23 protein-coding genes and 1 pseudogene are annotated in these 23588 nt (G+C 71.5%); 17 read left to right on the forward strand and 7 right to left on the reverse strand.

Going from position 1 to position 23588, the window contains the following annotated elements; all coding sequences use genetic code 11:
- The 8 genes from EP757_RS23065 to EP757_RS23100 all read left to right on the forward strand — a co-directional run bounded on the left by EP757_RS23065 (position 1) and on the right by EP757_RS23100 (position 6896).
- On the forward strand, positions 1-1140 hold the full coding sequence (locus tag EP757_RS23065; protein WP_127549243.1) for a sensor histidine kinase: 1140 nt from the start codon (positions 1-3) through the stop codon (positions 1138-1140).
- On the forward strand, positions 1133-1783 hold the full coding sequence (locus EP757_RS23070) for a response regulator transcription factor (protein ID WP_127549245.1): 651 nt from the start codon (positions 1133-1135) through the stop codon (positions 1781-1783). The genes EP757_RS23065 and EP757_RS23070 overlap by 8 nt, the downstream gene beginning before the upstream one ends.
- Before the next feature lie 73 nt (positions 1784-1856).
- The gene (locus EP757_RS23075; protein ID WP_127549247.1) at positions 1857-2339 is read left to right on the forward strand and encodes a hypothetical protein; all 483 of its coding nucleotides are present in this window, start codon (positions 1857-1859) and stop codon (positions 2337-2339) included.
- A 128-nt stretch (positions 2340-2467) separates the two neighbouring features.
- Complete coding sequence (locus tag EP757_RS23080) at positions 2468-3730, forward strand: helix-turn-helix domain-containing protein (protein WP_127549249.1); 1263 nt, start codon at positions 2468-2470, stop codon at positions 3728-3730.
- A gap of 105 nt (positions 3731-3835) precedes the next feature.
- A complete protein-coding gene (locus EP757_RS23085; protein WP_127549251.1) occupies positions 3836-4297 on the forward strand; it encodes a RidA family protein in 462 nt (153 codons plus the stop codon).
- Between the two features lie 27 nt (positions 4298-4324).
- The gene (locus tag EP757_RS23090) at positions 4325-5278 is read left to right on the forward strand and encodes an alpha/beta hydrolase (protein ID WP_127549253.1); all 954 of its coding nucleotides are present in this window, start codon (positions 4325-4327) and stop codon (positions 5276-5278) included.
- 29 nt (positions 5279-5307) lie between these two features.
- The gene (locus EP757_RS23095) at positions 5308-6012 is read left to right on the forward strand and encodes an alpha/beta fold hydrolase (protein WP_127549255.1); all 705 of its coding nucleotides are present in this window, start codon (positions 5308-5310) and stop codon (positions 6010-6012) included.
- Positions 6013-6086: 74 nt separating this feature from the next.
- Positions 6087-6896, forward strand: a complete 810-nt coding sequence (locus EP757_RS23100) for an alpha/beta fold hydrolase (RefSeq protein WP_127549257.1) — start codon at positions 6087-6089, stop codon at positions 6894-6896.
- Positions 6897-6951: 55 nt separating this feature from the next.
- Here the strand turns inward: EP757_RS23100 and EP757_RS23105 are convergent, their stop codons facing one another.
- Together EP757_RS23105 and EP757_RS23110 are read right to left on the reverse strand one after the other, a co-directional pair.
- Positions 6952-7614: a response regulator transcription factor gene (locus EP757_RS23105; RefSeq protein ID WP_127549259.1), complete on the reverse strand. Its 663-nt coding sequence runs from the start codon at positions 7612-7614 to the stop codon at positions 6952-6954.
- Positions 7611-8822 (reverse strand): sensor histidine kinase, encoded by a 1212-nt coding sequence (locus EP757_RS23110; RefSeq protein WP_127549261.1) that lies wholly within the window; start codon positions 8820-8822, stop codon positions 7611-7613. Before EP757_RS23110 ends, EP757_RS23105 begins: the two co-directional genes overlap by 4 nt.
- Positions 8823-8971: 149 nt before the next feature.
- Between EP757_RS23110 and EP757_RS23115 the strand changes: the two genes are divergently transcribed.
- The 3 genes from EP757_RS23115 to EP757_RS23125 are packed head-to-tail and all read left to right on the forward strand — an operon-like array spanning position 8972 to position 11630.
- Positions 8972-9736: an ATP-binding cassette domain-containing protein gene (locus EP757_RS23115; RefSeq protein ID WP_127549263.1), complete on the forward strand. Its 765-nt coding sequence runs from the start codon at positions 8972-8974 to the stop codon at positions 9734-9736.
- On the forward strand, positions 9733-11061 hold the full coding sequence (locus tag EP757_RS23120; protein ID WP_127549265.1) for a hypothetical protein: 1329 nt from the start codon (positions 9733-9735) through the stop codon (positions 11059-11061). Before EP757_RS23115 ends, EP757_RS23120 begins: the two co-directional genes overlap by 4 nt.
- Positions 11058-11630: a hypothetical protein gene (locus tag EP757_RS23125; RefSeq protein ID WP_127549267.1), complete on the forward strand. Its 573-nt coding sequence runs from the start codon at positions 11058-11060 to the stop codon at positions 11628-11630. The genes EP757_RS23120 and EP757_RS23125 overlap by 4 nt, the downstream gene beginning before the upstream one ends.
- Here the strand turns inward: EP757_RS23125 and EP757_RS23130 are convergent.
- On the reverse strand, positions 11620-12537 hold the full coding sequence (locus tag EP757_RS23130; RefSeq protein ID WP_197725356.1) for an SDR family NAD(P)-dependent oxidoreductase: 918 nt from the start codon (positions 12535-12537) through the stop codon (positions 11620-11622). The two genes, EP757_RS23125 and EP757_RS23130, sit on opposite strands and share 11 nt — an antisense overlap.
- A 130-nt stretch (positions 12538-12667) precedes the next feature.
- Between EP757_RS23130 and EP757_RS23135 the strand changes: the two genes are divergently transcribed.
- Together EP757_RS23135 and EP757_RS23140 are read left to right on the forward strand one after the other, a co-directional pair.
- The gene (locus EP757_RS23135) at positions 12668-14143 is read left to right on the forward strand and encodes an aminotransferase class I/II-fold pyridoxal phosphate-dependent enzyme (RefSeq protein ID WP_127549271.1); all 1476 of its coding nucleotides are present in this window, start codon (positions 12668-12670) and stop codon (positions 14141-14143) included.
- Positions 14144-14193: 50 nt separating this feature from the next.
- The gene (locus tag EP757_RS23140) at positions 14194-14589 is read left to right on the forward strand and encodes a helix-turn-helix domain-containing protein (protein ID WP_127549273.1); all 396 of its coding nucleotides are present in this window, start codon (positions 14194-14196) and stop codon (positions 14587-14589) included.
- Here EP757_RS23140 and EP757_RS23145 read toward each other — a convergent pair.
- Both EP757_RS23145 and EP757_RS23150 read right to left on the reverse strand, forming a co-directional pair.
- A complete protein-coding gene (locus tag EP757_RS23145) occupies positions 14586-14972 on the reverse strand; it encodes a RidA family protein (protein WP_127549275.1) in 387 nt (128 codons plus the stop codon). The genes EP757_RS23140 and EP757_RS23145 overlap by 4 nt on opposite strands.
- A 109-nt stretch (positions 14973-15081) precedes the next feature.
- Positions 15082-15987, reverse strand: coding sequence for an oxidoreductase (locus EP757_RS23150; protein WP_127549277.1), 906 nt, complete (start codon positions 15985-15987; stop codon positions 15082-15084).
- Between the two features lie 131 nt (positions 15988-16118).
- On the opposite strand from EP757_RS23150, the gene EP757_RS43980 reads away from it, so the two are divergent.
- Positions 16119-17048, forward strand: coding sequence for a helix-turn-helix transcriptional regulator (locus tag EP757_RS43980; RefSeq protein WP_127549279.1), 930 nt, complete (start codon positions 16119-16121; stop codon positions 17046-17048).
- Positions 17049-17818: 770 nt separating this feature from the next.
- Here EP757_RS43980 and EP757_RS44475 read toward each other — a convergent pair.
- A pseudogene (locus EP757_RS44475) lies at positions 17819-18595 on the reverse strand (alpha/beta fold hydrolase); the annotation flags it as partial.
- Positions 18596-18697: 102 nt separating this feature from the next.
- Between EP757_RS44475 and EP757_RS23165 the strand changes: the two are divergent.
- From EP757_RS23165 to EP757_RS23175, 3 genes are all read left to right on the forward strand, one after another.
- The gene (locus tag EP757_RS23165) at positions 18698-19915 is read left to right on the forward strand and encodes a sensor histidine kinase (protein WP_197725357.1); all 1218 of its coding nucleotides are present in this window, start codon (positions 18698-18700) and stop codon (positions 19913-19915) included.
- 6 nt (positions 19916-19921) lie between these two features.
- Positions 19922-20593 (forward strand): response regulator transcription factor, encoded by a 672-nt coding sequence (locus EP757_RS23170; RefSeq protein ID WP_127549283.1) that lies wholly within the window; start codon positions 19922-19924, stop codon positions 20591-20593.
- Positions 20594-20797: 204 nt separating this feature from the next.
- Positions 20798-21238, forward strand: coding sequence for a hypothetical protein (locus EP757_RS23175; protein WP_127549285.1), 441 nt, complete (start codon positions 20798-20800; stop codon positions 21236-21238).
- 70 nt (positions 21239-21308) lie between these two features.
- Here EP757_RS23175 and EP757_RS23180 read toward each other — a convergent pair whose 3' ends face one another.
- Entirely contained in the window at positions 21309-23513 is a 2205-nt protein-coding gene (locus tag EP757_RS23180) for a glycoside hydrolase family 3 C-terminal domain-containing protein (RefSeq protein WP_232049955.1), read from the reverse strand.
- Between the last annotated feature and the right edge of the window lie 75 nt (positions 23514-23588).

Consider the following 23588-nt stretch of genomic DNA (forward strand, 5'->3'; position numbering starts at 1 on the left):
ATGGAGAACGGGACGGGAACCGTGCGGGCCTTCTGGGCACGTCATCCCCGGCTGGGTACCGGCGTCATCGTCACGTTCTGCTTCATCACGGGTCTCGGCAGCGATGTGCTGTTGTGGGGTTCCGACCGGTTCGACTGGTGGCGTCTGACCGTCGACGCGGTCGTGGCGCTGTCGCTGATCTGGCGGCGCTCCTGGCCGTGGTGCGTGCTGGCGGTGACGGTCGCCGGTGACGTCGTGACCGAGGGTGTGCTGGTCGCGGCGTTCGCGGTGGCGATGTACTCGCTGGCGGCGCACCGTTCGCTGAACGAGGCGACCGCCGGCACCCTCGGATCCCTCGCCGTGCTGGGAGCCGAGACGGTGTACCGGTCGGGCCGGGACGGTCTAGGCACCTTCCTGTTCTTCTACGGCGTCACGGTGATCGGCGCGGTGCTGATCGGCTCGACCGTCGCCACCCGCCGCCGGTACGTGCGGGCGCTGCTCGACCGGGCCGCCCGGCTCGCCCGGGAGAAGGAACAGGAGGGCCTGCTGGCGGCGGCCCGGGAACGCGCCCGGATCGCCCACGACCTGCACGACATCGTCGCCCACAACCTGACCATCATGGTCCGGCTCGCCGACGGTGCGACCGCCGTCGCCGACACCGACCCGCAGCGTTCCCGCAAGGCCGTGGAACGCGCCGCCGACCTGGGCCGGGAGGCGATGAAGGACATGCGCCGGCTGCTCGGGGTCCTGCACGACGGCAGCCCCGACGTCCCCGGCGACCTGGAGACCCTGATCGAGACGTTCCGGATCGCCGGCCTGCCGGTCAGGCTGCGCCGCCGCGGACCGGATCCCGCGTCACCGGGCCTGCAGCGGGTGGTGTTCCGCATCGTCCAGGAGGCCCTGACCAACGCTCTGCGGTACGCCGAACACCCGACCGAGGTCCTCGTCGACCTCGACTACGGCGGCGACCCGATCCGGATCGCGATCGTCGACGACGGCCGTGGCAGCGGACCGGCGCCGTCGGTCGGCAGCGAACAAGGCTTGATCGCGCTGCGCGAACGAGCGGCTCTCTACGGCGGCACCGTGGAGGCCGGGCCTCAGCCGGTCGGCTGGGCCGTCCGCGTCAGCATTCCCCACCCCACCGAGGACATCGATGACTGACATCACCCTGCTGCTCGTGGACGACCAGGAGCTTCTCCGCGAAGGCATGGCCATGGTCCTCGGCACCACACCCGGCCTGCGCATCATCGGCGAGGCGGGCGACGGCCGCGCCGGCGCGCTGCTCGCCCGGGACCTGCGCCCCGACGTCGTCCTGATGGACGTCCGCATGCCGGTCATGGACGGCATCGAGGCGACCCGCGACATCGTCGCCAACTGCCCGGGCAGCCGGGTGCTCATCCTCACCACGTTCGACCTCGACGAATACGCCTTCAACGGCCTGCGAGCGGGAGCCAGCGGCTTCCTGCTCAAGGACGCCCCGTCGGCCGACCTCGTCAAGGCCGTCCGGACGGTCGCCGGCGGGGAAGCGGTCGTCTCGCCCCGGATCACCCGCACCCTGCTCGACCACTACCAGAGCAGCCGGGTTCCCGCCGTGACCGGCGCGAACCCGCTCGACGACCTGACCAGCCGGGAACGCGAAGTCCTCGTCGCGATCGGCCGCGGACTCTCCAACCAGGAGATCGCCGGCGAGCTGTTCCTGTCCGAGTCGACGGTCAAGACCCACGTGGGCCGGGTCCTGGCCAAACTCGGCGCCCGTGACCGCGTCCAAGCGGTGATCTGGGCACACCGGCACGGCCTGGTCTGAGCGCGGTCAGCGCTCCCGGTAACCGCACCCCGCCCTCATCTATTGATTAACATCGATTAAAGGAATGATTTTGATGAACGCTCCGGCGACATCGCGATTCAGCCCCGTCCTGATCTGGGGGATCACCGCCGTCACCGTCCTGATCACCGCGTTCGTGCTCTGGCTGGGCTGGCCGGCCGAGGCCGCCGAGCTACCCGCCGGCGCCGGCGAGGTGGAGGTCCACTTCATCGACGACGAGCTGACGACACCGGCACCCACCGGCGAGACGGACGGCTGGTTCGGTGGCCTCTCGACGCCGTGCGACTTCGACTCCTGGTACGTCGAGTCGGCCGGTACCGCCTTCTGCGCCACCCTCGGCGAAAGCCGGGGAACCGTCACCGTCAACCGCGCCGGCAACCGGATCGACCTGCCCGCCGAGGCGCAGAAGGCGATCACCGGGTGGGCCGCTGACGAAGGCGGCACGCAGCCGCCGGCCAGGGCGCTGCTCGTGCTCGGCGGCGAGCCGGTCGGCATCGTCGACCTCGCCGGCCCGGCCGTCGCGACTCCCGCCCGCTGACCTCCGCGGCTGCCAGGGATCGTCCATCCCTGGCAGCCGCATCCGCCCCATGCCACCGTTCGGCGGTACGGGGACGAGAGGATGCGACGTGTGTGAGCCGACCCGGCGAAGAACGACCCGCCTGATCGATGAGTGACACGTTCGGTCAACGGCTACGAGAACACCGGCACGCGGCCGGGCTGACGATGGAGCAGTTGTCCGAACGGTCGGGAGTCAGCGCCCGCGCGATCAGCGACATGGAACGCGAGCGCAGCGTCGCGCCGCAGCGGCGCACCGTCCAGGCACTGGCCGAGGCGCTGGAGTTACCCGAGACCGACCAACCGGCCTTCCTCGCCGCGGCCAGGGCCGGGCGGCCGAGGCCCACGGCGACCGTGCCGGCCGGCTGCTGTGCGCTGCCGCGCCCGGTGCCCGATTTCACCGGCCGTGACCGGGAGCTGGCGCGGCTGACCCAGGTCGCGACCTCGGCCGGACCGGCGCCGGCGGCCGCGCCGGTGGTGACGGTGTCCGGTGCCGCCGGGACCGGCAAGACGACGCTGGCCGTGCAGGCGGCCCACCTGCTGAGCACCGGGTTCCCCGGCGGCACCCTCTTCCTCGACCTGCGAGGAATGGACGCCCGCCCGGCAGGCGCCCCGGAGACACTCGCCCGTCTGCTCAGCGCGTTCGGCGTCCGTGACGAGGAGATCCCGGCCGACGGGACCGACCGGGCCGGGATGTACCGGGAACTGCTGCACCACCGGCGCGTGCTCGTGGTGCTGGACAACGTCGCGGACGAGTCACAGGTCCGGCCCCTGCTGCCCGGCCCCGGACCCTCCTTGACCGTGATCACCAGCCGCCGGCTGCTCGCCGGCCTGGAGGGCGTCCACCGGCTCAACCTCGCGCAACTGCCGGCCGGCGACGCCACGGCGCTGCTGCGGCGCATCATCGGCGACCGCGAGCCGGGCGCCGTCGACGAGGTGTCCGAGCTGTGCGGCCGGCTGCCACTGGCGCTGCGCATCGCCGGTAACCGGCTGATGAGCCGGCCGCACTGGACCGTGCGGCACCTGGCCGACCGGCTGTCCGACGAACGCCGGCGCCTCGACCAGCTCATCGCCGGGGACCTGCGGATCGCTGCCGCTTTCAGCCTCTCCTACACCCAGCTGTCGCCGCAGGCGCGCCGGCTGTTCCGCCGCTTGTCGCCGGCCCCCGTCGCGGACTTCGACGCGTCACTGGCGGCATCGCTCGATCCGGCGGACCCGGAGAGCATCGAGGACGCCCTCGACGAACTCGTCGAGTTGAGCCTCCTGCAAGCGCATGTGGACGGCCGGTACCGCTTCCACAACCTGATCCGCCTGTTCGCCCGCGAGCGGCTGATCGAGGAGGAACCGGCGGCCGGGCGGGACAGCGCCGCATAGGCAGAAGCACTTCTGCATGCGGTTCCGCGTGTTCCGCGGCGCCCGGGCCAGGTGAGATCGACTACGGACGCAGCAGAGCCGTCCGCGACACGAGAGGCGCACACCATGGGGATCTGGAACGACCGGCTCACCGAGCTGGGCATCACGCTGCCGCACGTCGCCACACCGGTCGGCGGCTACGCGCCGGCGATCCGTTCCGGCATGTACGTCTACACCTCGGGGCAGCTGCCCTTCGTCGGCGGGACACTGCCGATCACCGGCAAGGTCGGCGACAGCGTCGACGTCGCCCAGGCGGCCGACCTGGCCCGCACCGCCGCGCTGAACGCCCTGGCGGCGGTCGACGCGCTGGTCGGCATCGACGCGGTGGTCCGTGTCGTCCGGGTGACCGGCTTCGTCGCCTCGCTGCCCTCCTTCACCGGCCAGGCCCAGGTCCTCAACGGCGCCTCCACCTTCCTGCACGACGTCTTCGGCCCGGCCGGGATCCATGCCCGCTCCGCCGTGGGGCTGGCGGTGCTGCCACTGGACAGCCCGGTCGAGGTGGAACTGCAAGTAGAGATCAAGCCCTGACCTCAGCGAACGAATCGGAGCACCGCAATGAACAAGCCCGTACTGGAACCGGCCGCGCAGGCCTTCGTCGAGGCGACCGCCGACCCGCCCTACCTGTTCCAGATCCCGCCCGCCGAGGGCCGCAAGGCCGTCGACGCGGTGCAGAGCCCCGCCGTCGACGTGCCGGGCACGGACAGGGAGACGCTCACCATTCCCGGTGGTCCCACCGGATCGGTGCCGGTGACCGTCTTCCGGCCCACCGGCGTCGCCGGCCCGCTGCCGGTCGTCCTCTACATCCACGGCGCCGGGTGGGTGTTCGGTAACGACCACACCCACGACCGCCTCGCCCGGGAACTCGCCGTCCGCGTCGGCGCGGCCGTGGTGTTCCCCGACTACAGCCTCTCGCCCGAGGCCGCCTACCCGATCGCCATCCAGCAGAACTACGCCGTCGTCCAGTGGGTCGCCGCCCACGGCGCCGGCCACGGACTCGACCCGGCCCGCATCGCCGTCGCCGGGGACTCCGTCGGCGGCAACATGGCCATCGCGCTGACCCTGGCCGCCAAGCAGCGCGGTGACGTGACACTCGCCGGGCAGGTGCTGTTCTACCCGGTCACCGACGCGAACTTCGACACCGGCTCCTACCAGGAGTTCGCCGAGGGCTACTTCCTGCGCCGCGACGCCATGCAGTGGTTCTGGGACCAGTACACCACCGACCCCGCCCAGCGAGCCGAGATCACCGCGTCACCGCTGCGGGCCACCACCGAGCAGCTGACCGGGCTGCCGCCGGCCCTGGTCATCGTCGCCGAGGCCGACGTCCTGCGCGACGAGGGCGAGGCGTACGCCGCCAAGCTGCGCAGCGCCGGCGTGCCCGTCACCGCCGTGCGCTACCAGGGCGTCATCCACGACTTCGTGATGCTCAACGCGCTCCGCGAGACCCACGCGGCCGAAGGCGCCATCCGCCAAGCCGCCGACTTCCTGTCCACCGTCCTGTCGACCCGCTGAGCGGCGTCGGCCAACTGAAAGGCACTGCCATGAAACCCACCGTCGTTCTCGTCCACGGCGCGTTCGCCGAGTCCGCCAGCTGGAACGAGGTGACAGGCCGGCTGCTCGCCGCCGGCTACCCGGTGATCGCCGCACCCAATCCGCTGCGCAGCCTGTCCGGTGACGCCGCCGTCGTCTCCAGCGTCCTGGCCACCATCGACGGACCGGTCGTGCTCGTCGGCCACTCGTACGGCGGAGCTGTCATGTCCAACGCCGCCGTCGGCCACGACAACGTCAAGGCGCTCGTGTTCGTCGCCGCCTTCGCGCCCGAGGCCGGCGAGAACATCGGCGAGCTGTCCGGCAAGTTCCCCGGAGGCACGCTCGGCGAGACCCTCACCGAGGTCCCGCTCGCGGACGGCACCGTCGACCTGTACATCCGGCAGGACGAGTACCACCAGCAGTTCATCGCCGACGTGCCGGCCGAGCGGGCCGCACTCGACGCCGCCGCCCAGCGCCCGCTGAACACCACCGCGCTCAACGAGGGATCCGGCGAACCGGCCTGGAAGACCGTGCCGTCCTGGTTCGTCTACCCCGAGCTCGACCGCAACATCCCGCTCGAAGCCCACCGCTTCATGGCCGAGCGTGCCGGGGCCCGCGAGAGCGTGGAGCTTCCCGGCGCCTCGCACGCCATCCCCGCCTCCGAACCGGCCGCGGTCGCCGGACTCATCCTCCAGGCCGCCGCTGCCATCGGATGACCTCCCGGTACGGCGCCGTCAAGGGGGCGGCGCCGCACCGGACCATCTCTGAACATCTGATCGAAAAGAGCATCATGCGCGTCCGCATCTCCACAGTGGTGGCGCTCGCCGCCGCCGTCGTCCTCACCGGCACCGCGTCGGTCGTGGCCTCCACCTCCGCCGTCGCCGGGGCGCACACCCCGGCCAAACCGACCGTCGTGCTGGTGCACGGCGCCTTCGCCGACTCCACGAGCTGGTCCGGCGTCATCGAGCGGCTCCAGCAGCGCGGCTACCCGGTCGTGGCCGCCGCGAACCCGCTGCGCGGGCTCAGCTCCGACGCCGCCTACCTGCGGACCGTCATCGACTCGGTGCCGGGGCCCATCGTGCTCGCCGGCCATTCGTACGGGGGCGCGGTGATGACCAACGCCGCCGCCGGCGACCGGGACGTCAAGGCCCTCGTCTACATCGCGGCCTTCGCCCCGGACAAGGGCGAGAGCGCACTCGAGCTGTCCGGCAAGTTCCCGGGCAGCACGCTCGGCGACACCCTCGCCACGGCGCCGCTCGGTGACGGCACCGCCGACCTGACCATCCGGCAGGACCTGTTCCGGCAGCAGTTCGCCGCCGACGTGCCGAAGAAGCAGGCCGCGCTGATGGCCGTCACGCAGCGGCCGATTCGCGATGCGGCGCTCAGCGAGGGCTCCGGGGAACCGGCCTGGAAGACGATCCCGTCGTGGTTCCTCGTCGCCGGGGCGGACCGCAACATCCCGGTCGCGGCCCAGCGCTGGATGGCCGGCCGCGCCGGCTCGCGGGCGACGGTCGAGATCCGCAAGGCGTCGCACGCCGTCGGTGTGTCGAACCCGCGCCCCGTGGCGGACCTGATCATCCGCGCCGCGACGACGCGATGATCTGATCGTTCGAGATCGAGGCCGTGACCCGTGGAGACGGGTCACGGCCTTCTCTCTAGGAGCAGACGTCGTTGCGCCAGGCCCAGGCCGCGATCTCGACCCGGTTCCGGGCGGCGAGTTTGCGCTGCACGTTGGCCAGATGGGTCTTGACCGTCGACAGCGTCACGTAGAGCTGCCCGGCGATCTCGTCGTTGGTGTGCCCGTGCGCCACCAGCCGGACCACGGCGAGCTCACGTTCGGTGAGCGGCTCGGTGGGCGGCGCCTCCGGCGCCTCGGGTACGCCGTCCCGGCGGGGAGCCAGATGCGCTAGCAGGCGTACGGTCACCGCCGGCGAGATCAGCGTGGTCCCGGCAGCAGCCGCCCGTACCGCCTCCACCAGCAGATTCGGTGACGTGTCCTTGAGCAGGAAGCCGCAGGCACCGTTGCGCAGCGCCCGGTACACGTACTCGTCGAGGTCGAAGGTGGTGACGATGAGGACGTTGAGCGGGTCCCGGACGGCCGGACCGGCCAGCAGCCGGGTCGCCTCGAGCCCGTCGAGCTTCGGCATCCGGATGTCGAGCAGGCAGACGTCGGGACGAAGCCGGCGGGCCTGCTCCACGGCGGTCTCGCCATCGGCCGCCTCGGCCACCACCTCGATGTCCGGCTGGGTGCCGAGAATCATGCGGAACGCCGTACGGATCATGTCCTGGTCGTCAGCCAGCAGAAGCCGGATGGTCATCGCCGTCCCCGTCGCCGGTCGTCGGAGGCCGGTCCGGTGACCGGCAGGATCGCGCTGACCTGCCAGCCGGAAGCGACCGGCCCGGCCGAGAACTCGCCGCCCGCGGCGCGCACCCGCTCGCTCAGGCCGGTCAGCCCGAAGCCGCCGGCCGGCAGAGGCGACGACGCCGGTCTGCCGTCGTTGCGGACCGAGACCTCGGCCAGGCCCTTCCGGTCGGGATGGGCGCGGATCACGATGTCGATGCGAGTCGTGCCGGTGGTGTGCCGCAACACGTTCGTCAGCGCTTCCAGAACGGTGTGGTGCGCCGCGTCAAGGGTGGCGGCCGGCAACGGCCGGAGGGCCAGCGACTCGTCGAGCGAGACGTCCGGCGCGGGATATCCGGGCGGCAACGTCCCGGCGACAGCGGTCAGCATCTCCTCCAGCGTGCCCGGGACGGCCGCCGGTGTCTCGTCACGCAGGATGCCGACGAGCGTGCGCATCGAGGTGAGGGCCTGGACACCGGCCTTCTCGATGCCGGCCAGCAACGCGTCCAGGTCCGCGGGCGAGGGCGCGGCGCCCGAACCCGTGACGAACCTGATGGCCTGGGTCTGGGCGACGATCGCGGTCACGTGGTGGGCGACGTAGTCGTGCAGGTCGCGGGCATGGTCCAGGCGCTCGGACTGCCGGGCCAGCCGGTCGGCGTCCACCCTGCGGCGCTCCAGCAGGCGCAGGTACAGCCCGAGCAGGGCGACGAACAGAACCCAGGCGGCCAGGACGGCGGCCACCAGGCCACCGTCCTGCGACAGGGTCCGGACGTTGACCGGATGAAGAAAGACCCGAACCGGAAGAAGCCCGATCGCGAGGATGGTCAGGGCCGCGGGACCCGCCGCTCTGGTGATCGGATGCTGCATGACCAGGCGGATCACCGCCACCGACAAGGCGGCGAACTCCACGATGCCGAACGTGTGCTCCGGGCGCATCGCCGGCACCAGCACGCAGGCCGCCGAGACCGCGACGGACACCGCGGCGGCCACGGCGACCGCGGACGGGCGGGCCTCGGCGAGCAGCACCACGGCAACCGCTGACAGCCCGCCGGCCACAATGCCGATCTTTGCGGGCAGCGTGGGGCCGTCCAGCCCTTCGACGATCACGAGGCCGGCGACGACGACGGCGAACAAGCCGGCCATCACCCGCTGTGGTCCCCGGCGCCCCGGAAAGATGATCAACACAGGAGGCCACGGTACGACACCCGTACCCAGGCGGCCTCGTTCTTTCGGCCGAGCCCTCGCGGTGCCACTCGGTAACACGGCTGAGGCGTACCCCCGCTCCGCGCTCGCACGATCGAAGCCGCACCGAAGACGATGAGCGGAGAGAGATCGTGGCGACGACAGTGCAGGCCGAAGGCCTGCGGGTGAGAACGGGCCGGCACGTGGCCGTCGACGGCGTCGACCTGAACCTGGGAACCGGCGTCCACGGCCTGCTCGGCCCGAACGGCGCCGGCAAGACCACCCTGATCCGGGCACTGGCCACCGTGCTGCGCCCGCACGACGGTCGGCTCCGGTTGCTCGGGCATCCGATGGAGGGCCGACCGGACCTGCGCGCCGTACGGCGTTCCCTGGGCTACCTGCCGCAGGAGTTCGGCTACTACCCGCGGTTCACCGTGTCCGAATTCGTGGAGTACATGGCGTGGCTCAAGGAGGTGCCCGGCACCGGTCGCCGGCGCGCCGTGCGTGACGCGCTCGAACGGGTGGGCCTGGCCGACCGGGCCGGGTCCCGGATGAAGGCGCTCTCCGGTGGCATGCTGCGCCGGGCGGGCATCGCCCAGGCCATCGTCAACGAACCGGGACTTCTGCTGCTCGACGAGCCCACCGTGGGACTCGACCCGCAGCAGCGACTCGACTTCCGGGCGCTGCTCAGGGACATCGGCGAACGCTCCTGCGTCGTCGTCTCCACCCATCTGGTCGAAGACGTGGCCGCGGCGTGCGCGAGCGTCGTGCTCGTCGACACCGGCCGCGTCGTGTTCCACGGCACGCCCGACGAGGTCGCGGCAGCCGGGAGTGCCACCGACGCCGGGGACAGCCCGATCGAACGCGGATACTCTGCCCTGCTCGGACGGCACCGGCCGGCGGCGGTGGCACGGTGAGCCGCGTCTTCGGGATCGAACTGTGTCGTTCCGGCGCGCTGCCGGCCGGGATCGCGACAGCGGTGATCGGTGTGGCGGGCCTCTACGTGCTCGCGCTCACCGGGCAGACCAGCCTGTGGGACCAGCAATGGAACCTGCTCGCCGTCTTCCAGCGCATCATGCTGGTCGTCCTCTGGCCGCTGGCCCTGGCAGCCGGCGCCTGGCAGGCCGGTCGCGACCGGCGCTGCCGGATGCAGGAGCTGCTCGGCACCACACCGGCGCCGGTCCGGCGCCGGCTGCGGCCGGCCGCCGCCGCCACGGCTCTCTGCCTGGCCGCCGGCTACCTGCTCGTGCTGGCCGCCGGGGCGCCGAAGGTCGCGACCGCCGCCGGCTATCCGGGCAGCGGCTGGCCGGCGGTGACCGGCGTCGGCGCCCTGGCCCTGGTCGCAGCCGGCGTCGTCGGTCTCGGGCTGGGCCGGCTCCTGCCGTACGCCTACACCCCGGCCGTGCTGGGCGCCGGCGGCCTCGCCGGGCTGCTCGCCGCGATCGAGGCGACGAAACTCGGCGACACCACGAAGCCGGGGGTGGCCCTGCTGCTTCCCTTCTTCACCAGCACCATCTCCGAGTTCCAGGCGATCGGCGGCGCTGTCAGCGCCGGTCAGGCCTGGTGGTTCGGCGGGGTGACCGCCGGAGGGCTGGTGCTGTTCCTCGCGAGGAATCGGCTCGTACGGCTGCTCGCCGTCGTCCCGCCGGCACTCGGACTCGCGCTGGCCGCTCCGATGCTGACCGCCACCGCTTTCCCCGTCGACCCGGCCGCGACCGCCGAGGTGTGCACCACCGGCAGCGAGCCACAGGTCTGCGTCACCGCGGCGCACAGCCGGAACCTGCCGGCACTCGTCGTCCCGGCCCGGGATGCGCTGCGCCTGCTCGCCGGCCTGCCGGACGCGCCGGACTCGGTGCACGAGGCGGTCCCCGGCCCCGACCGGACTCAGCCGGCTTCCGAAGCGTGGCTGGACAGCGACAACCTCGACCAGGCCGGAAACACCGCGGAACTGACCGCCCGCATCCTGGCCGGCGCCGGCACGCCGCTCTGCGTCCGCGACGAGAGCAGCGACTACCTCGAGGTGTTGCGGGCCCGAGCCGTGACGGCAGCCTGGCTCTACGGCAGCCACCCGGCGCCCGGCGTCACCGTCTCCGCCGCCGAGCAGGCCCTGCGCGACACGATGTGGAAGGCACTCGTCGCCCTGCCCGCCGACGAACAGGCACGCCGTGTCGCTGCGGTCCGCGCCGCCGGCCTGACCTGCGGCGACCAGGCTGCCGCCCTCGGTATCGGAGCCGGACGGTGAGGACCGCCGCGCTGTTCCTGCGCTCCCGTGAGGTGCCGGCCGGAGTCCTGTGGGCGCTGCCGGCCATGACCGTCGTCGCCTGGCTCGGCACCGGCCCGGCCGGGTCGCGGCACGCCGTCACGGCCGCGGCCCTCGCGCTGGCGCTGGGCATCGCCGTCCTCGGCCACGGACTCGGTGGACCGGACAGCATGCTGGACGCCACCGCGGCGATCCGCTGGGCGCCCCGCCGCGCACTGCACCTGGCCGCGATCTGCGGTGTCGCTGCCGCCGTGGTGACGGTCGTGTCGACAGCCCCGGCCGGTGTCGTCGTGCGGGACGCGGCCGGATTCGCGGGACTCGCCGCCGTGTCCACGACGCTGTTCGGCCGGCGCCTGGCCTGGACTCTGCCGACCGTGACGGGCTGTGTGTCCGCCGGCATCCCGGCCGTACCGGAGCCGTTCGCGCTGCATCTGCTCACCTGGGCGGGTCAGCCGGTGGACAGCCGTGCGGCGGCCGTGATCGCCGCGATCCTCGCGACCGGCGGCGCCGCCGGGTACGTGACACGCGGCCCGCGCCGGATCAGCCCTTGAGCTGATGGGCGTCTACTCCGGTGACCGCCTCGGATCGGGACCACAGCTGTCGTGCGAGGTCCGGGTCGGTGGCCGGACCGGAGAGTTTCTCGAAGGTGGGCCGGGCGGGACCGAAGGGCCGGCCTGGGCCGATGTGGCGGCCGGTGGGAGCGGCGGTTTCGGTGGCGGCGTAGAGGATCGGTGCCACGGCTTCGTCGATGGGCCGGCGCAGGAAGAGCCCCAGGACCGTGCCGACGACGCGGTCCAGCGGTGGTGCGTCGCGGTCGAGCCGGGTCTTGGCCATGCCGGGATGGGCGAGCAGGCTGCGTACGGTGGATCCGGCGGCGCGCAGCCGGCGGTCGAGTTCCAGGGCGAACAGCACGTTGGCGAGTTTGGATCGGGCGTAGGCGCGGCCGGGGGTGTAGCCGCGTTCGGCGGCGAGGTCGTCGGGGTCGAGACGGCCGACGCGGTAGAGGCCGGAGCCGACGGTGACCACGACGGGGTCACGTCCCGTGCTGAGCCGGTCCAGCAGCAGGGCGGTCAGGACGAAGTGGCCGAGATGGTTGGTCGCCAGCTGGCTTTCGACGCCTTGCGGGCTGAGCCGTCGCGGCACATTGCCGATGCCGCCGTTGTTGATCAGCGCGTCGACGGTGACGGCGTCGGCGCGCAGGTCCTCGGCGAACGCGTGGACGGTGCCGAGGTCGAGCAGGTCGAGGTGACGGATCTGGAGGTCGGCTGCGGGGTGATCGGTGATCAGCTGGTCACGGACGTGCCCGGCCTTCGCGGTGTCGCGGACCGCCATGATCACTCGGCCGCCTCGGGCGGCGAGGTGGCGGGTGATCGCCGTGCCGAGGCCGCTGCCGGCGCCGGTGACGACGAAGGTGCGGCCGGTCTGGTCGGCGAGGGTCCAGTCTGCGGCGTGATCCACGGGAGCTCCCAAGGTTAAACGGATAACTAATCCGATTCGAGGATAGCTCAAACGGATGACCAATCCACTTACGGGTGGCACGCCGCCGTCGTCAGTTTCGGTCAGGCGGGAAGGTGGTATGTGTCGGTGCATGCGCCACCGGACTCTCGATCACCGTGCGGCTCCGCTGCTGGAAGCCGTCGCCGACTACCACCGGCAGGACCGCTACGGGTTCACTCCGCCCGGGCACCGGCAGGGCGCCGGCGCCGACCCGCGAGCTCGTCAGGTCCTCGGGGATCAGACCTATCGGGCGGACATGCTCGCCTCCGGCGGCCTCGACGACCGGAAGTCCTCGCACGGCTACCTGGCCCGGGCGGAGAAGCTGATGGCCGACGCGGTCGGCTCGCGACAGGCCTTCTTCTCGACCGCCGGCAGCTCACTATCGGTCAAGGCCGCGATGCTCGCCGTCGCCGGGGACCGGGGGGAACTGCTCATCGGGCGGGACGCCCACAAGTCCGTGGTCGCCGGCCTCGTGTTCACCGGGGTGGAGCCGCGCTGGGTCGAGGTCCGCTACGACGCCGACCTGCGCCTGGCGCATCCGCCGTCACCGCAGCAACTCGAGCAGGCCTGGCAACGGCATCCGGACGCGGCCGGCGCGCTGATCGTCAGCCCCACCCCGTACGGCACCTGCGCCGACATCGCCGCGCTCGCCGCCATCTGCCACCGCCGGGGCAAACCGTTGATCGTCGACGAGGCCTGGGGTGCGCACCTGCCGTTCCACGAGGACCTGCCGACCTGGGCCATGGACGCCGGAGCGGACATCTGCGTGGTCAGCGTGCACAAGATGGGCACCGGCTTCGAACAAGGCTCCGTGCTGCACTCCCAGGGTGACCTCATCGACGCGGCGCACCTGGCTGCCTGTGCCGACCTGCTGATGACCACGAGCCCGAGCGCCATCGTCTACGCCGCCCTCGACGGATGGCGCGGGCAGATGGTCGAGCACGGTCACCAGTTGCTGTCCGACGCCATCGACCTGGCGCGTGGGCTCCGGTTGGAGATCGATCGCGTTCCGGGGCTGCACGTCGTGCAGGACGAACTGCTCGCCGTCGAGGCCAGCCACGACCTCGACCCGCTGCAGATCCTCATCGACGTCAGCGCGCTCGGCATCAACGGCTATCAGGCGGCCGACTGGCTGCGGGAACACCGCCGCCTCGACCTCGGACTGTCCGACCACCGCCGCATCCTGGCCACGCTGTCGATGGCCGACAACCGCGGTACCGGACGGCGGCTCGTCGCGGCGCTCGAAGACCTGGCCGGGGCCGCGCCCGAACTGCCGGCCGCCAAGAAGGTCCAGTTCCCCGCGCCCGGTCGGTTCGACATCGAGCCGGTGATCTCACCCCGCGAGGCGTTCTTCGGCCGCACCGAGACCGTCCCGGCCGGCAAGGCCGCCGGCCGGGTGTGCGCCGAGCAGATCACCCCGTATCCGCCGGGCATCCCCGCCCTCGTTCCCGGCGAGCGCATCTCCAGCGAGATCCTGGACTACCTGCGTACCGGGCTCGCCGCGGGCATGGTTCTGCCCGACCCCGCGGACAAGAGCCTCGACACCGTCCGTGTCGTCGTCGAGTAGGTCGACCGCGGTACTCTCTCCTGGTTAGTCAGGAACCGAAGGAGACTGCCGTGGGAACCCGGCGAGAGATCAGCGCGCTGCCTCCGGAGGCCGACCTGGCCCGGGCGGACTCGCTGGCCCGCGAGATCTTCTCGGACGTGGCGAACAAGTGGGCTTTCCTGATCATCGAGTTCCTGGGCCAGGGCACGCTGCGGTTCGGGGAGCTGCGCACCGAGATCGGCGGCATCAGCCACAAGATGCTCACCCAGAATCTGCGCATGCTCGAGCGCAACGGGCTGGTGGAGCGAACGGTTCACGCCACCATCCCGCCGCGCGTCGAATACACCCTGACCGAAGCCGGGCAGGGGTTGCGTCAGGTGGTCGACGGTATGTGCGGGTGGACGCAACGACACCTGGGGCACATCGAGGCGTCGCGCAGCCGGTTCCGCGACTCGGCCGCCGGCTAGTCCAGGACGGCGACGGCCTCCAGCTCCACGAGGTGCTCCGGCACATCCAGCGCCACGATGCCGAACAGCGACGCCGGCGCGGCCGGGGTGACGCCCAGCTTCGCCGCCGCGCGGCTGATGCCGTCCAGCACCAGCGGCATCTGCTCGGGCTTCCAGTCGACGACGTGCATGGTCAGCTTGACCACGTCGGCGAAGGTGGCGCCGACGCCGGCCAGGGCGGTGCCCACATGGAGATAACACTGCTCGACCTGGGAGGCGAGATCGCCGCCGTCCCACGCGACCTGGCCCGCGACGTGGATGAGCTTCGACCCGGTGGCGACCGACACCTGCCGGTAGATCGGGATCTCGGGCAGCCCGCTCGGGTTCACCAGGGTTACGGCCATGATTGTGTTCCTCCGTGCTCTCTTCCGGTTACCGGGAAACCGTAAGAGACCGCGGCTGATCAGGGAAGAACGCACTTTTTCGTGACTCGGTAACCGAAAGGTGACCGGCTCACGGATAGCTGATGCCGGTCAGGTCCTCGGCCGACGCCCAGAGCCGCTCACCGACGCCCGGATCGGCCGCCTCCGGGCTGAGCCGGGCCTCGGTGACCGGGCCACGTGTCTCCCCGAGCCCGCCGGGGCCGAAGAACCGGCCGCCTCGCACCCCGGGATCGGTCGCGGCCCGCAGCTGCGGCAGCGCGCCCTGCTCCACCGGCTGGGTGGCCAGCAGGCCGAGCGACGCGATCAGCCGGCCGAGCCGGCCGCGGTGCTCCCAGGCCCGCGGAGTCAGGTTGGTCCGGGTGAGACCCGGGTGGGCCAGTGCGCTGACGACCGGCAGCCCGGCGGCACGCAGACGACGGTCCAGCTCGATGCCGAAGACGGTGGTGGCGAGCTTGGATCTGCCGTACGCCGAAGCCGCCCGGTAATCCCGCTCGACCATCAGATCATCGAAGTCGAGGTGCGCGTTCTTGTGGGTGATCGAGCTGAGGCTGACCACGCGGGCCTGCCGGGCGGCGGCCAGGTTGCCGAGCAGCAGGCCGGTCAGCGCGAAGTGGCCCAGCATGTTGGTGCCGAGGTGCAGCTCGAAGCCGTCGGCGGTGGTGCGGCGCGGGCCGAGCAGAACCACGCCGGCGTTGTTGACCAGCAGGTCGAGCGCCGGGTGGTCGGCCGCCAGCTTCGCGGCGAAGGCGCGTACCGAGGCGAGGGAGGCGAGGTCCAGCTCGCGCACCTCGACGGTTCCGCCGATCCGGCGGGCCGCCTCCTGGCCGGCGGCGGTGTTGCGGACGGCGAGCACGACGTGGGCGCCGCGGTGGGCGAGTTCGGCGGCGGTGACCAGGCCGAGGCCCGAGTTCGCGCCGGCCACGACGGCGACCCGGCCGTGCTGGTCGGGGATCTGGTCGGTCGTCCATCCGGTCATCGGCTGCTCCTGGAGGTGTCGGTGCGGTAGGCCGACGACGCTAAGGGCCTCGCGGACCCGTTCGGTCGTACTCGGTTGCCTAGGTCTGCCGGACCTACCTTCGGTGGTCCGGGCCGCGGCACACTTGCGGCATGAGCAGCCCTCATCCGTACGCTCGTGAGCTCGGTGATTTCCTGCGCGCCCGGCGAAACAGGCTGCGCCCGCACGACGTCGGCCTGGAACCGGGCGGCCGGCGCAAGGTCACCGGGCTCCGGCGTGAGGAGATCGCTCTGCTGGCCGGGCTGAGCACCGACTACTACCAGCGCATGGAGCAGGGCCGGGAAGTACGCCCGTCCGACGACGTCCTGGAGGCGATCGCCGGTGCGCTCGGCCTCGACGACGGCGAACGCCGGCACCTGCTGACCCTGGCCCACGCCGCCCGCCGGCCGGTGGCCGCCCGGCTCGACGTTCAGCCGGACCGGGTGCCGGACAGCACCCGGCGGCTGCTGCGAGTGATGGAGACCCCGGCGGTCGTCCTCGGCCGGCATCTCGACCTGCTCGACTGGAACCCGATGGCGGAGGCGCTGCTCGGCGACCCGGCCGGCCATCCGCGTGACCGGCTCAACATGCTGCTGCTGATGTTCGACGACACGCTCACCGGTGACCGGACCTGCTCGGACTGGGAGCGGCAGGCGCTGGACTACATCGGCATGATGCGTGCCGCCGTCGCCGCCGACCCCACTCATCCCCGCGCCACCGCGATCGTCGGCGAGCTGAGCATCCGCAGCGCCGAGTTCCGGCGACTGTGGGCACGCCACGACGTCCGTGAGTCGGTCCGCGGCACCAAGACCTTCCGGATTCCCGAGGTCGGCGACGTCGTCCTGGACTGGGACACCTACCCGCTGCCCGGCAACCCCGGTCCGGTCATGCTCGTCTTCACCGCCGAACCGGGCAGCGTCGACGCGGACCGGCTGCGACTGCTGGCCTCGTTGCGCGCGACCCGTTCCGCCCAGGCTACGGAGTCAGGCACGCTCCGCCGGGCGGTGAGCCCCCGGCGTACACCCGATCCGGGCCTTTCTTGACTGGCCAGGGCCGTGTCCGAGGGCACCGGCACCCCGTCACAGCCCGCGTCGATCCGGCCGGTGCGGAAGTACCCGACGAGATCGGCGGCGCAGGCCGGCTCACCCAGGACCGAGCCGTGCACATCGTCGTCGACGGTGTAGACCTTGCCGCCGACGATCGCCTTCGTTTCGAGCGTCCATTCGTACGGCGACGGCGTCTCCCACCGATGCCCCGACAGCACCAGCGACCCGCCACCGGGCTTGAGGTCCACGGTCTGCACCGGCAGCGGCCATCCGGCGCATCCCGCGGAGAAGTTCTGCGCCCGCCCGGTCAGCGGATTGTCGGCGAGACGCTGCTGGAAGGCGGCCCAGGCCGCGTCGAAGCCGAGCCGGCTCGGGTCCTCGTTGCAGAACGCGGCCCGGTTCATCGTCCGGTTCCCCTGTTCGGGCAGGTCGGCCGGCGGTTCGGACGGCTCCTCGGAGGAGGGCGAGCCGATCACCTCCTTGATCGTCGGCGGGGCCGTCGGTCCCGTCGCGCCGAGCAGTTCCTCGAGCACCCGGCCGGCCAGTGGCCATACCGGGGCGTCCTGGATCATGGCGACGGCGACGAACGAGCCGTCCAGAGGGATCGGCAGGTCGGTGAAGGTACGCGGGTCCGTGTCGTACGAGGCCCGCAGCGCGACGATCGTCTCCTGAACCGAACGTGCCGTCGTGCCGAGGCCGTAGACGGAATCGCGCCGGGCCAGCCACTCGGTGAACCGGCGGGCGTTGCGTTCGGCCGCAGCGGCCCGGCCGTCCTGGAACGCGACCAGGCTGAAGTCCGGGATCGCCACGCTGTCCAGGAACATCCGGCTCACCGACGCCGGGAACAGGCTGCGGTAGACGACGCCGAGCCAGGTCCCCCAGGACACACCGAGGAAGCTCAGTCGGCGTTCCCCGAGGCCGGCCCGGATCAGGTCGAGGTCGCGGGCCACGTCGGCGGTGGTGAGCCGGGCCAGGAACGCCGGGTCGGACGCGCCGCAGGCGGCTGTCGCGGCGACCTGCGCGTCGTACCGCTCGCGGGCGGCGCCGACGGTCAGCGGGCCGATCGGGTCCTCCCCGCCTTCGCCGTCCTCGCAGTTCACCTTGGTGCTGTAGCCGACGCCGCGCGGGTCGAAGCCGATCAGGTCGTAGCGTTCGTTCAGTCCTTCGGCCGTACCCTCGGTCAGCACTTGCACGGGCATGAGGTAACCGCTGCCGCCGGGACCGCCGGGGTTGAGCGCGATGCTGCCGAGCCGATGCGCCTGGTCGGTGGCCTTCAGGCGGGTGAGCGCCACGGTGATCTTCCGGCCGCGGGGCTTGCCGTGGTCCAGCGGGACGCTGACGGTGCCGCATTCGAGGCGGCCGAGCAGTTCCTCGAACCGGTCCCGCAGCTCCGGCGGGGCCATGGCCTCCAGCGCCTCGTCGGAGTAGTCGTGGCACGGCTGCCAGGTGATCGCCGTGCGGGGGTGCGCGGTCGCCGGCGTGGGCACGGCGGCGGCCACCAGGGCCGTCATCATTAGCGACATGGATCGATACATGCGGGCCATCGTGTTGCCCGCGACGTGACCCGTGCGTCTGTCCTCAGGGGTATCCGGACATCTGTCTCGCGACGGATCCGCAGGCGTGCCCGGGGATCGTAGGGTCGCCTTGTGCGCCGGCCCATCGTTCAGGACACCGCCCTCGCGATCACCCTGCTGCTGCTCTGCGTCGTGCTCAACGGTCACGACGAGACGGCGAGCGAGACCGGCGTGCTGTGGTGGTCCGCGGCGCTGCTCGCGACCGCCGGTGTCGCCCTGCGCCGCCGCTGGCCGGAGACGATGCTCGCGGTCTGCTGCCTGGCCGCGGCGATCCATCTGGCCGAGTCGATGCCGCTCACCATCGTCAACCTGAGTGTGCCGATCCTGCTCTACACGGTCGCCACCCGCCGCGGCTGGGCCGTTTCGCTGGCGGTGCTGGCCGGTCTGCTCGTGCTGGCGATCGGGTCGAGTTCGTTCGCGGTGCTGAAGCACGTCCCGCCGCCGGCGATCAGGATGCCGGTGCGAGAGATACCCGAGCCTCCGAGGCCCGGCCCGATAGCGGACGAACTCACCGGCGATGGCCGGATCATCGCCTGGAACGACCTGCCCGGTCTGATCCTCATCCTCGTCGCCGCCTGGGCGGTCGGCGCCGGCATGCGCAGCCGCCGCGCCTACCTGGCCGAGTTGCGGGCCCGCGCGGTCGACCGGGAACGCGAACGCGGCCAGCAGGCGGTCCTGGCGATCGCCGCCGAGCGGGGCCGGATCAGCCGCGAGCTGCACGACGTCGTCGCCCACGGCCTGTCGGTCATGGTGATCCAGGCGCAGGGCGGTGCCGCCGCGCTCGACAACCGGCCGGCCGACACCCGCGCGGCCCTCGAAGCGATCATCAAGACCGGCCGGGATTCGCTCGCCGACATGCGCCGGGTCCTCGCGACGGTGGGTGAGGTCGACGACGCCTGGCATCCGCAGCCCGGTCTGGCGATGCTGCCCGCGCTCGTCGATCAGGTCCGCGAGGCGGGCACGCCGGTGCACCTGACCATCGACGATCCACCGCCCGAGTTGCCGTCCGCGGTGGACCTCTCCGCTTATCGCATCGTTCAGGAGGCGTTGACCAACACCATCAAGCACGGGGGTACGGGGACCCGCGCGCACGTCGGCGTGACCCGCAGCGCGACGGCCGTCCACATCACGGTGAGCGACGACGGGGCCGGCACCACACCCGGCGACGGCCAGGGGGCGGGGCTGCGGGGGATGCGCGAACGCGTGAGACTTCTCGGTGGCCGGTTCGACGCCGGCCCCAGCCCTGCGGGCGGTTTCGTGGTGCACGCCGAATTACCCGTCGAGGAGTAGCCGAGAATGATCAGCGTGCTGCTGGCCGACGATCAGGCCCTGGTCCGTACCGGCTTCCGCATGATCCTGGAGAACGCGCCGGACATGCGGGTCGTCGGCGAGGCTGCCGACGGGGAACAGGCAGCGAGAACGGCCCGCGAGATCCGGCCGGACATCGTCCTGATGGACATCCGGATGCCGGACGTGGACGGCGTCGAAGCGACCCGCCGGATCTGCGCGGACGATGCGGCCGGCCAGACCAGGGTGCTGATCCTGACCACGTTCGATCTCGACGAGTACGTCTATGCCGCTCTGCGCGCCGGCGCCAGCGGCTTCCTGCTGAAGGACACCCTCGCCCCGGATCTGCTCTCGGCTATCCGGGTGGTGGCCCGGGGTGAGGCGGTGGTCGCCCCGAGTGTGACCCGCCGCCTGCTGGACCGCTACGTCACGGCCGGGGAGGGCCCGTCCGCGTCCCCGTCCACGGTGGAGTCGCTGACCGAGCGCGAACGTGAGGTGCTCGGCCTGATCGCCCGCGGCCTGTCCAACGCCGAGATCGCCGGCCGCCTGTTCCTCTCCGAGGGCACGGTCAAGACCCACGTGAGCCGGGTGCTGACGAAACTCGCCCTGCGTGACCGGGTCCAGGCGGTCGTTTTCGCGTACGAGATAGGCCTCGTCCGCGCGGGCTCCCCGGAAACCTGACCACCGCCGCGGATGACCGCAGGAATCGGCTGCGATAACCGTCGAAGAATTGCCGTGCGATAAAGACGGAACGGCCCTCGGATAGGAGCCCGCCCGCGTCACTCGTCCGGATGAAGGCCCGGGAATCGGTGAACCGTGCGCGCCCCGCCCTGGTGTGAACCAGTGAATTCGCCGATCGGCGGATCGCAGTGGAGGGGGAGTTTCATGCGACGTTCTGCTCTGGTCGTAGCCGCTGTCACGGCCGCCGTCATCGGCATTTCCGGCTCGCCGGCGCTGGCCGCGGATTCGGATGACAACAGCGGGAAGGAATACATTCGCACCTGCGGAACCGTCACCTGCAGTCTCTACTACAGCCACGACGCCACGGTGCGCATCGACGATTTCCTGCGGGGGCCGGCGGACACCACTGACGCCATGCAGATCGGCGGCGTCGTGTGCGGTTTCGGGTCGCTGCTCATTGCGCCGGCGGCCGGTCCGTGTTTCGTGCTGGGGGCGGTGGCGTTCGGCGACTGGAATGTGCGCCGCATCATTCACCACGCCGCCACCACGAACGGCTGCGTGCGGTTCCGGACCGTTCGCGGGGCGGACGACACCCCCGGCCCGGTCTACGCCGACCACGGACGGCACTGCCGTTCCATGGACTGACGAACCCGAACCCGAACCCGGAACGTGGTGGCGCGTGGCCTCCGGCAGCCGGAGGCCACGCGCCGCGTTCCTAGTTCAGGCGGATCGTCGCGGACTCGGGCAGGGACCGCGACGACGAGCCGACCGACACCGTGTACTCGCCGGCGGCGGTGCGCCACTGGTCCTTGCGGACATCCCAGTAGGACAGCGGGTGGTCCGCCGACTTCTCCCGGATCTTCAGAGTGATCGTCTTCGCGGCGCCGGGCTTCAGCGCCGACTGACTGAAACCGACCAGCCGCTTGCCGGGCTCACCGGTCGACGACGGCAGGGTCAGGTAGACCTGGCTGATCTCGGTGCCGGTCCGGCCGCCGACGTTGCGGACCCGGAAGCTGACCGACAGGTCCCGGCCCGCCTTCGACACGGTGAGCCGGTCGTACCGGTAGTCGGTGTAGGAGAGGCCGTGCCCGAACGGGAAGAGCGGGTCGATGCCCTGCTGGTCGTACCACTTGTAGCCGACGGCGAGTCCTTCGGTGTAGTCGACCTGCCGGATCGTCTGGCCGTCCGCCTTCACGCCCGGGTACTGCGCCGGCGTGGTCGTCGGGGTGTCGGCGACCGACTTCGGGAAGCTCATCGGCAGCTTGCCGGTGAAGTTCGTGTCACCCCAGAGCAGCCGGGCGAGCGCCGGGCCCTGCTGCTCGCCCGGGTACCACGCCTCGATGACGGCGCGGACCTCGTCGATCCACGGCATGGTGACCGCGCTGCCGGTCTCCAGCACCACCACGGTGTTCTTGTTGGCCTTCGCGACCGCGCTGATCAACGCGTCGCCGCCGTCGGCCAGTGACAGGCTCGCCGGGTCGGCGAACTCGCCCATGCCGTACCAGCCGAAGACCACCGCGACGTCCGCCTCGGCCGCTGTCGCTGCCGCGGCGGCGACGTCGTCGCCGTTGTCGAAGACCACCGAGCTGCCGGTACGAGCGGCGCGCGCGGTGATCGACTCAAGCGGCGCAACCGGGGTGCACGTCATCGCGGGGGTGTTGCGGAAGCGCATGCTGCAGGCGTCCACGGCACTGATCCCGGAAGAGTCCGGGGTGTTCGAGGCGGTGGCGCCGATGACCGCGATCGTCGTCTTCCTGCCGGTCTTCAGTGGCAGGATGCCGCGGTCGTTCTTGAGCAGGACCGAGCCCTGCTCGGCGATCGCCCGGGCGGTCGCCCGGTGAGAGGCCGTGGAGACGTCGGCGGCCGCGGTCGCGGGCAGGGCGTGGTCGAAGAGGCCGGCCGCGATGTAGGCGCGGACCACCCGGTAGGCGGCCTCGTCGATCTGCCGCGTCGTGATCGTGCCGGCGGTGAGCGCCTCTTTGATCCTGTCCGGCGTGTAGTAGATCGGCCGGTTCAGCTCCTGGTCCAGGCCGGCCGCGAGGGACGGGCCGGTGGAGTGCACCGCGTAGAAGTCCGACATGACGTAGCCGTCGTAGCCGAGGTCGTCCTTGAGTACGTCGTCGAGGATCGGGTTCTCGCAGGCGTACACGCCGTTGATCTGGTTGTAGGAGCACATCACGCCGGCCGGGTCGCTCTTGTCCAGCGCGATCTCGAACGGCAGGTTGTAGACCTGCCGGAACGTGCGCTCGTCGATGTTCGACGAGCTGGCCGACCGGTCGGTCTCCTGCTCGTTCGCGACGTAGTGCTTGAGCACTGCTCCGCTCTTGCCGCCGGCCTGGATGCCGCGGATGCCGGCGGCGGCGAGTTCGCCGCTGAGCAGCGAGTCCTCACCGAGGTATTCGGGGGTGCGACCGGACAGGGGAGTGCGGCCGCTGGCGATGCCGGGGCCGAGCACGACGTTCTTCTGTTTGCCGAAGGCCTCCTCGGCGAGCGCCCGTCCCTTCTGCTCGGACAGGCGGACACTCCAGGTCGCGGCCTGGCTGATCGGTGCGGGGAAGGCCGTCACGCCGCTGGTGCCGCGTACCCCGTCCGGGCCGTCGGTGTAGGTGACGGTCGGGGTGCAGGGCACCTGCGCGGGGTACGTGACTCCGCTGAAAACGGTCTGGGCCGGGTTGTTGGCGGCGTGCTCGACGAGCCAGCGCAGCTTCTGGTCGAGGGTGCTGGCCTTGAGCAGGAGCGTGGCCCGCTGGTCCGCGGACTTGCGGGTGTCCATCCACGGGCAGGCGGAGGGGTAGGACGCGGAGGCCTCAGACGTGGCCGGGTGGGCGGATGCCGGGCCGGTGACGGCGAGAGGCAGGACGGTCAGCAGGGCGGCGGCGATGGAGACAGGACGGCGTCGCCGCGGGGCTAGTTTACTCACTTTTGCCCTTCGGAAGTATGGATTAAACGTTTCAATTGAAGCGTCGAAATCCCCGTGCGCACATTTCAGGGATGT

It is taken from the genome of Actinoplanes sp. OR16, assembly GCF_004001265.1.
Classification (GTDB): Bacteria; Actinomycetota; Actinomycetes; order Mycobacteriales; family Micromonosporaceae; genus Actinoplanes.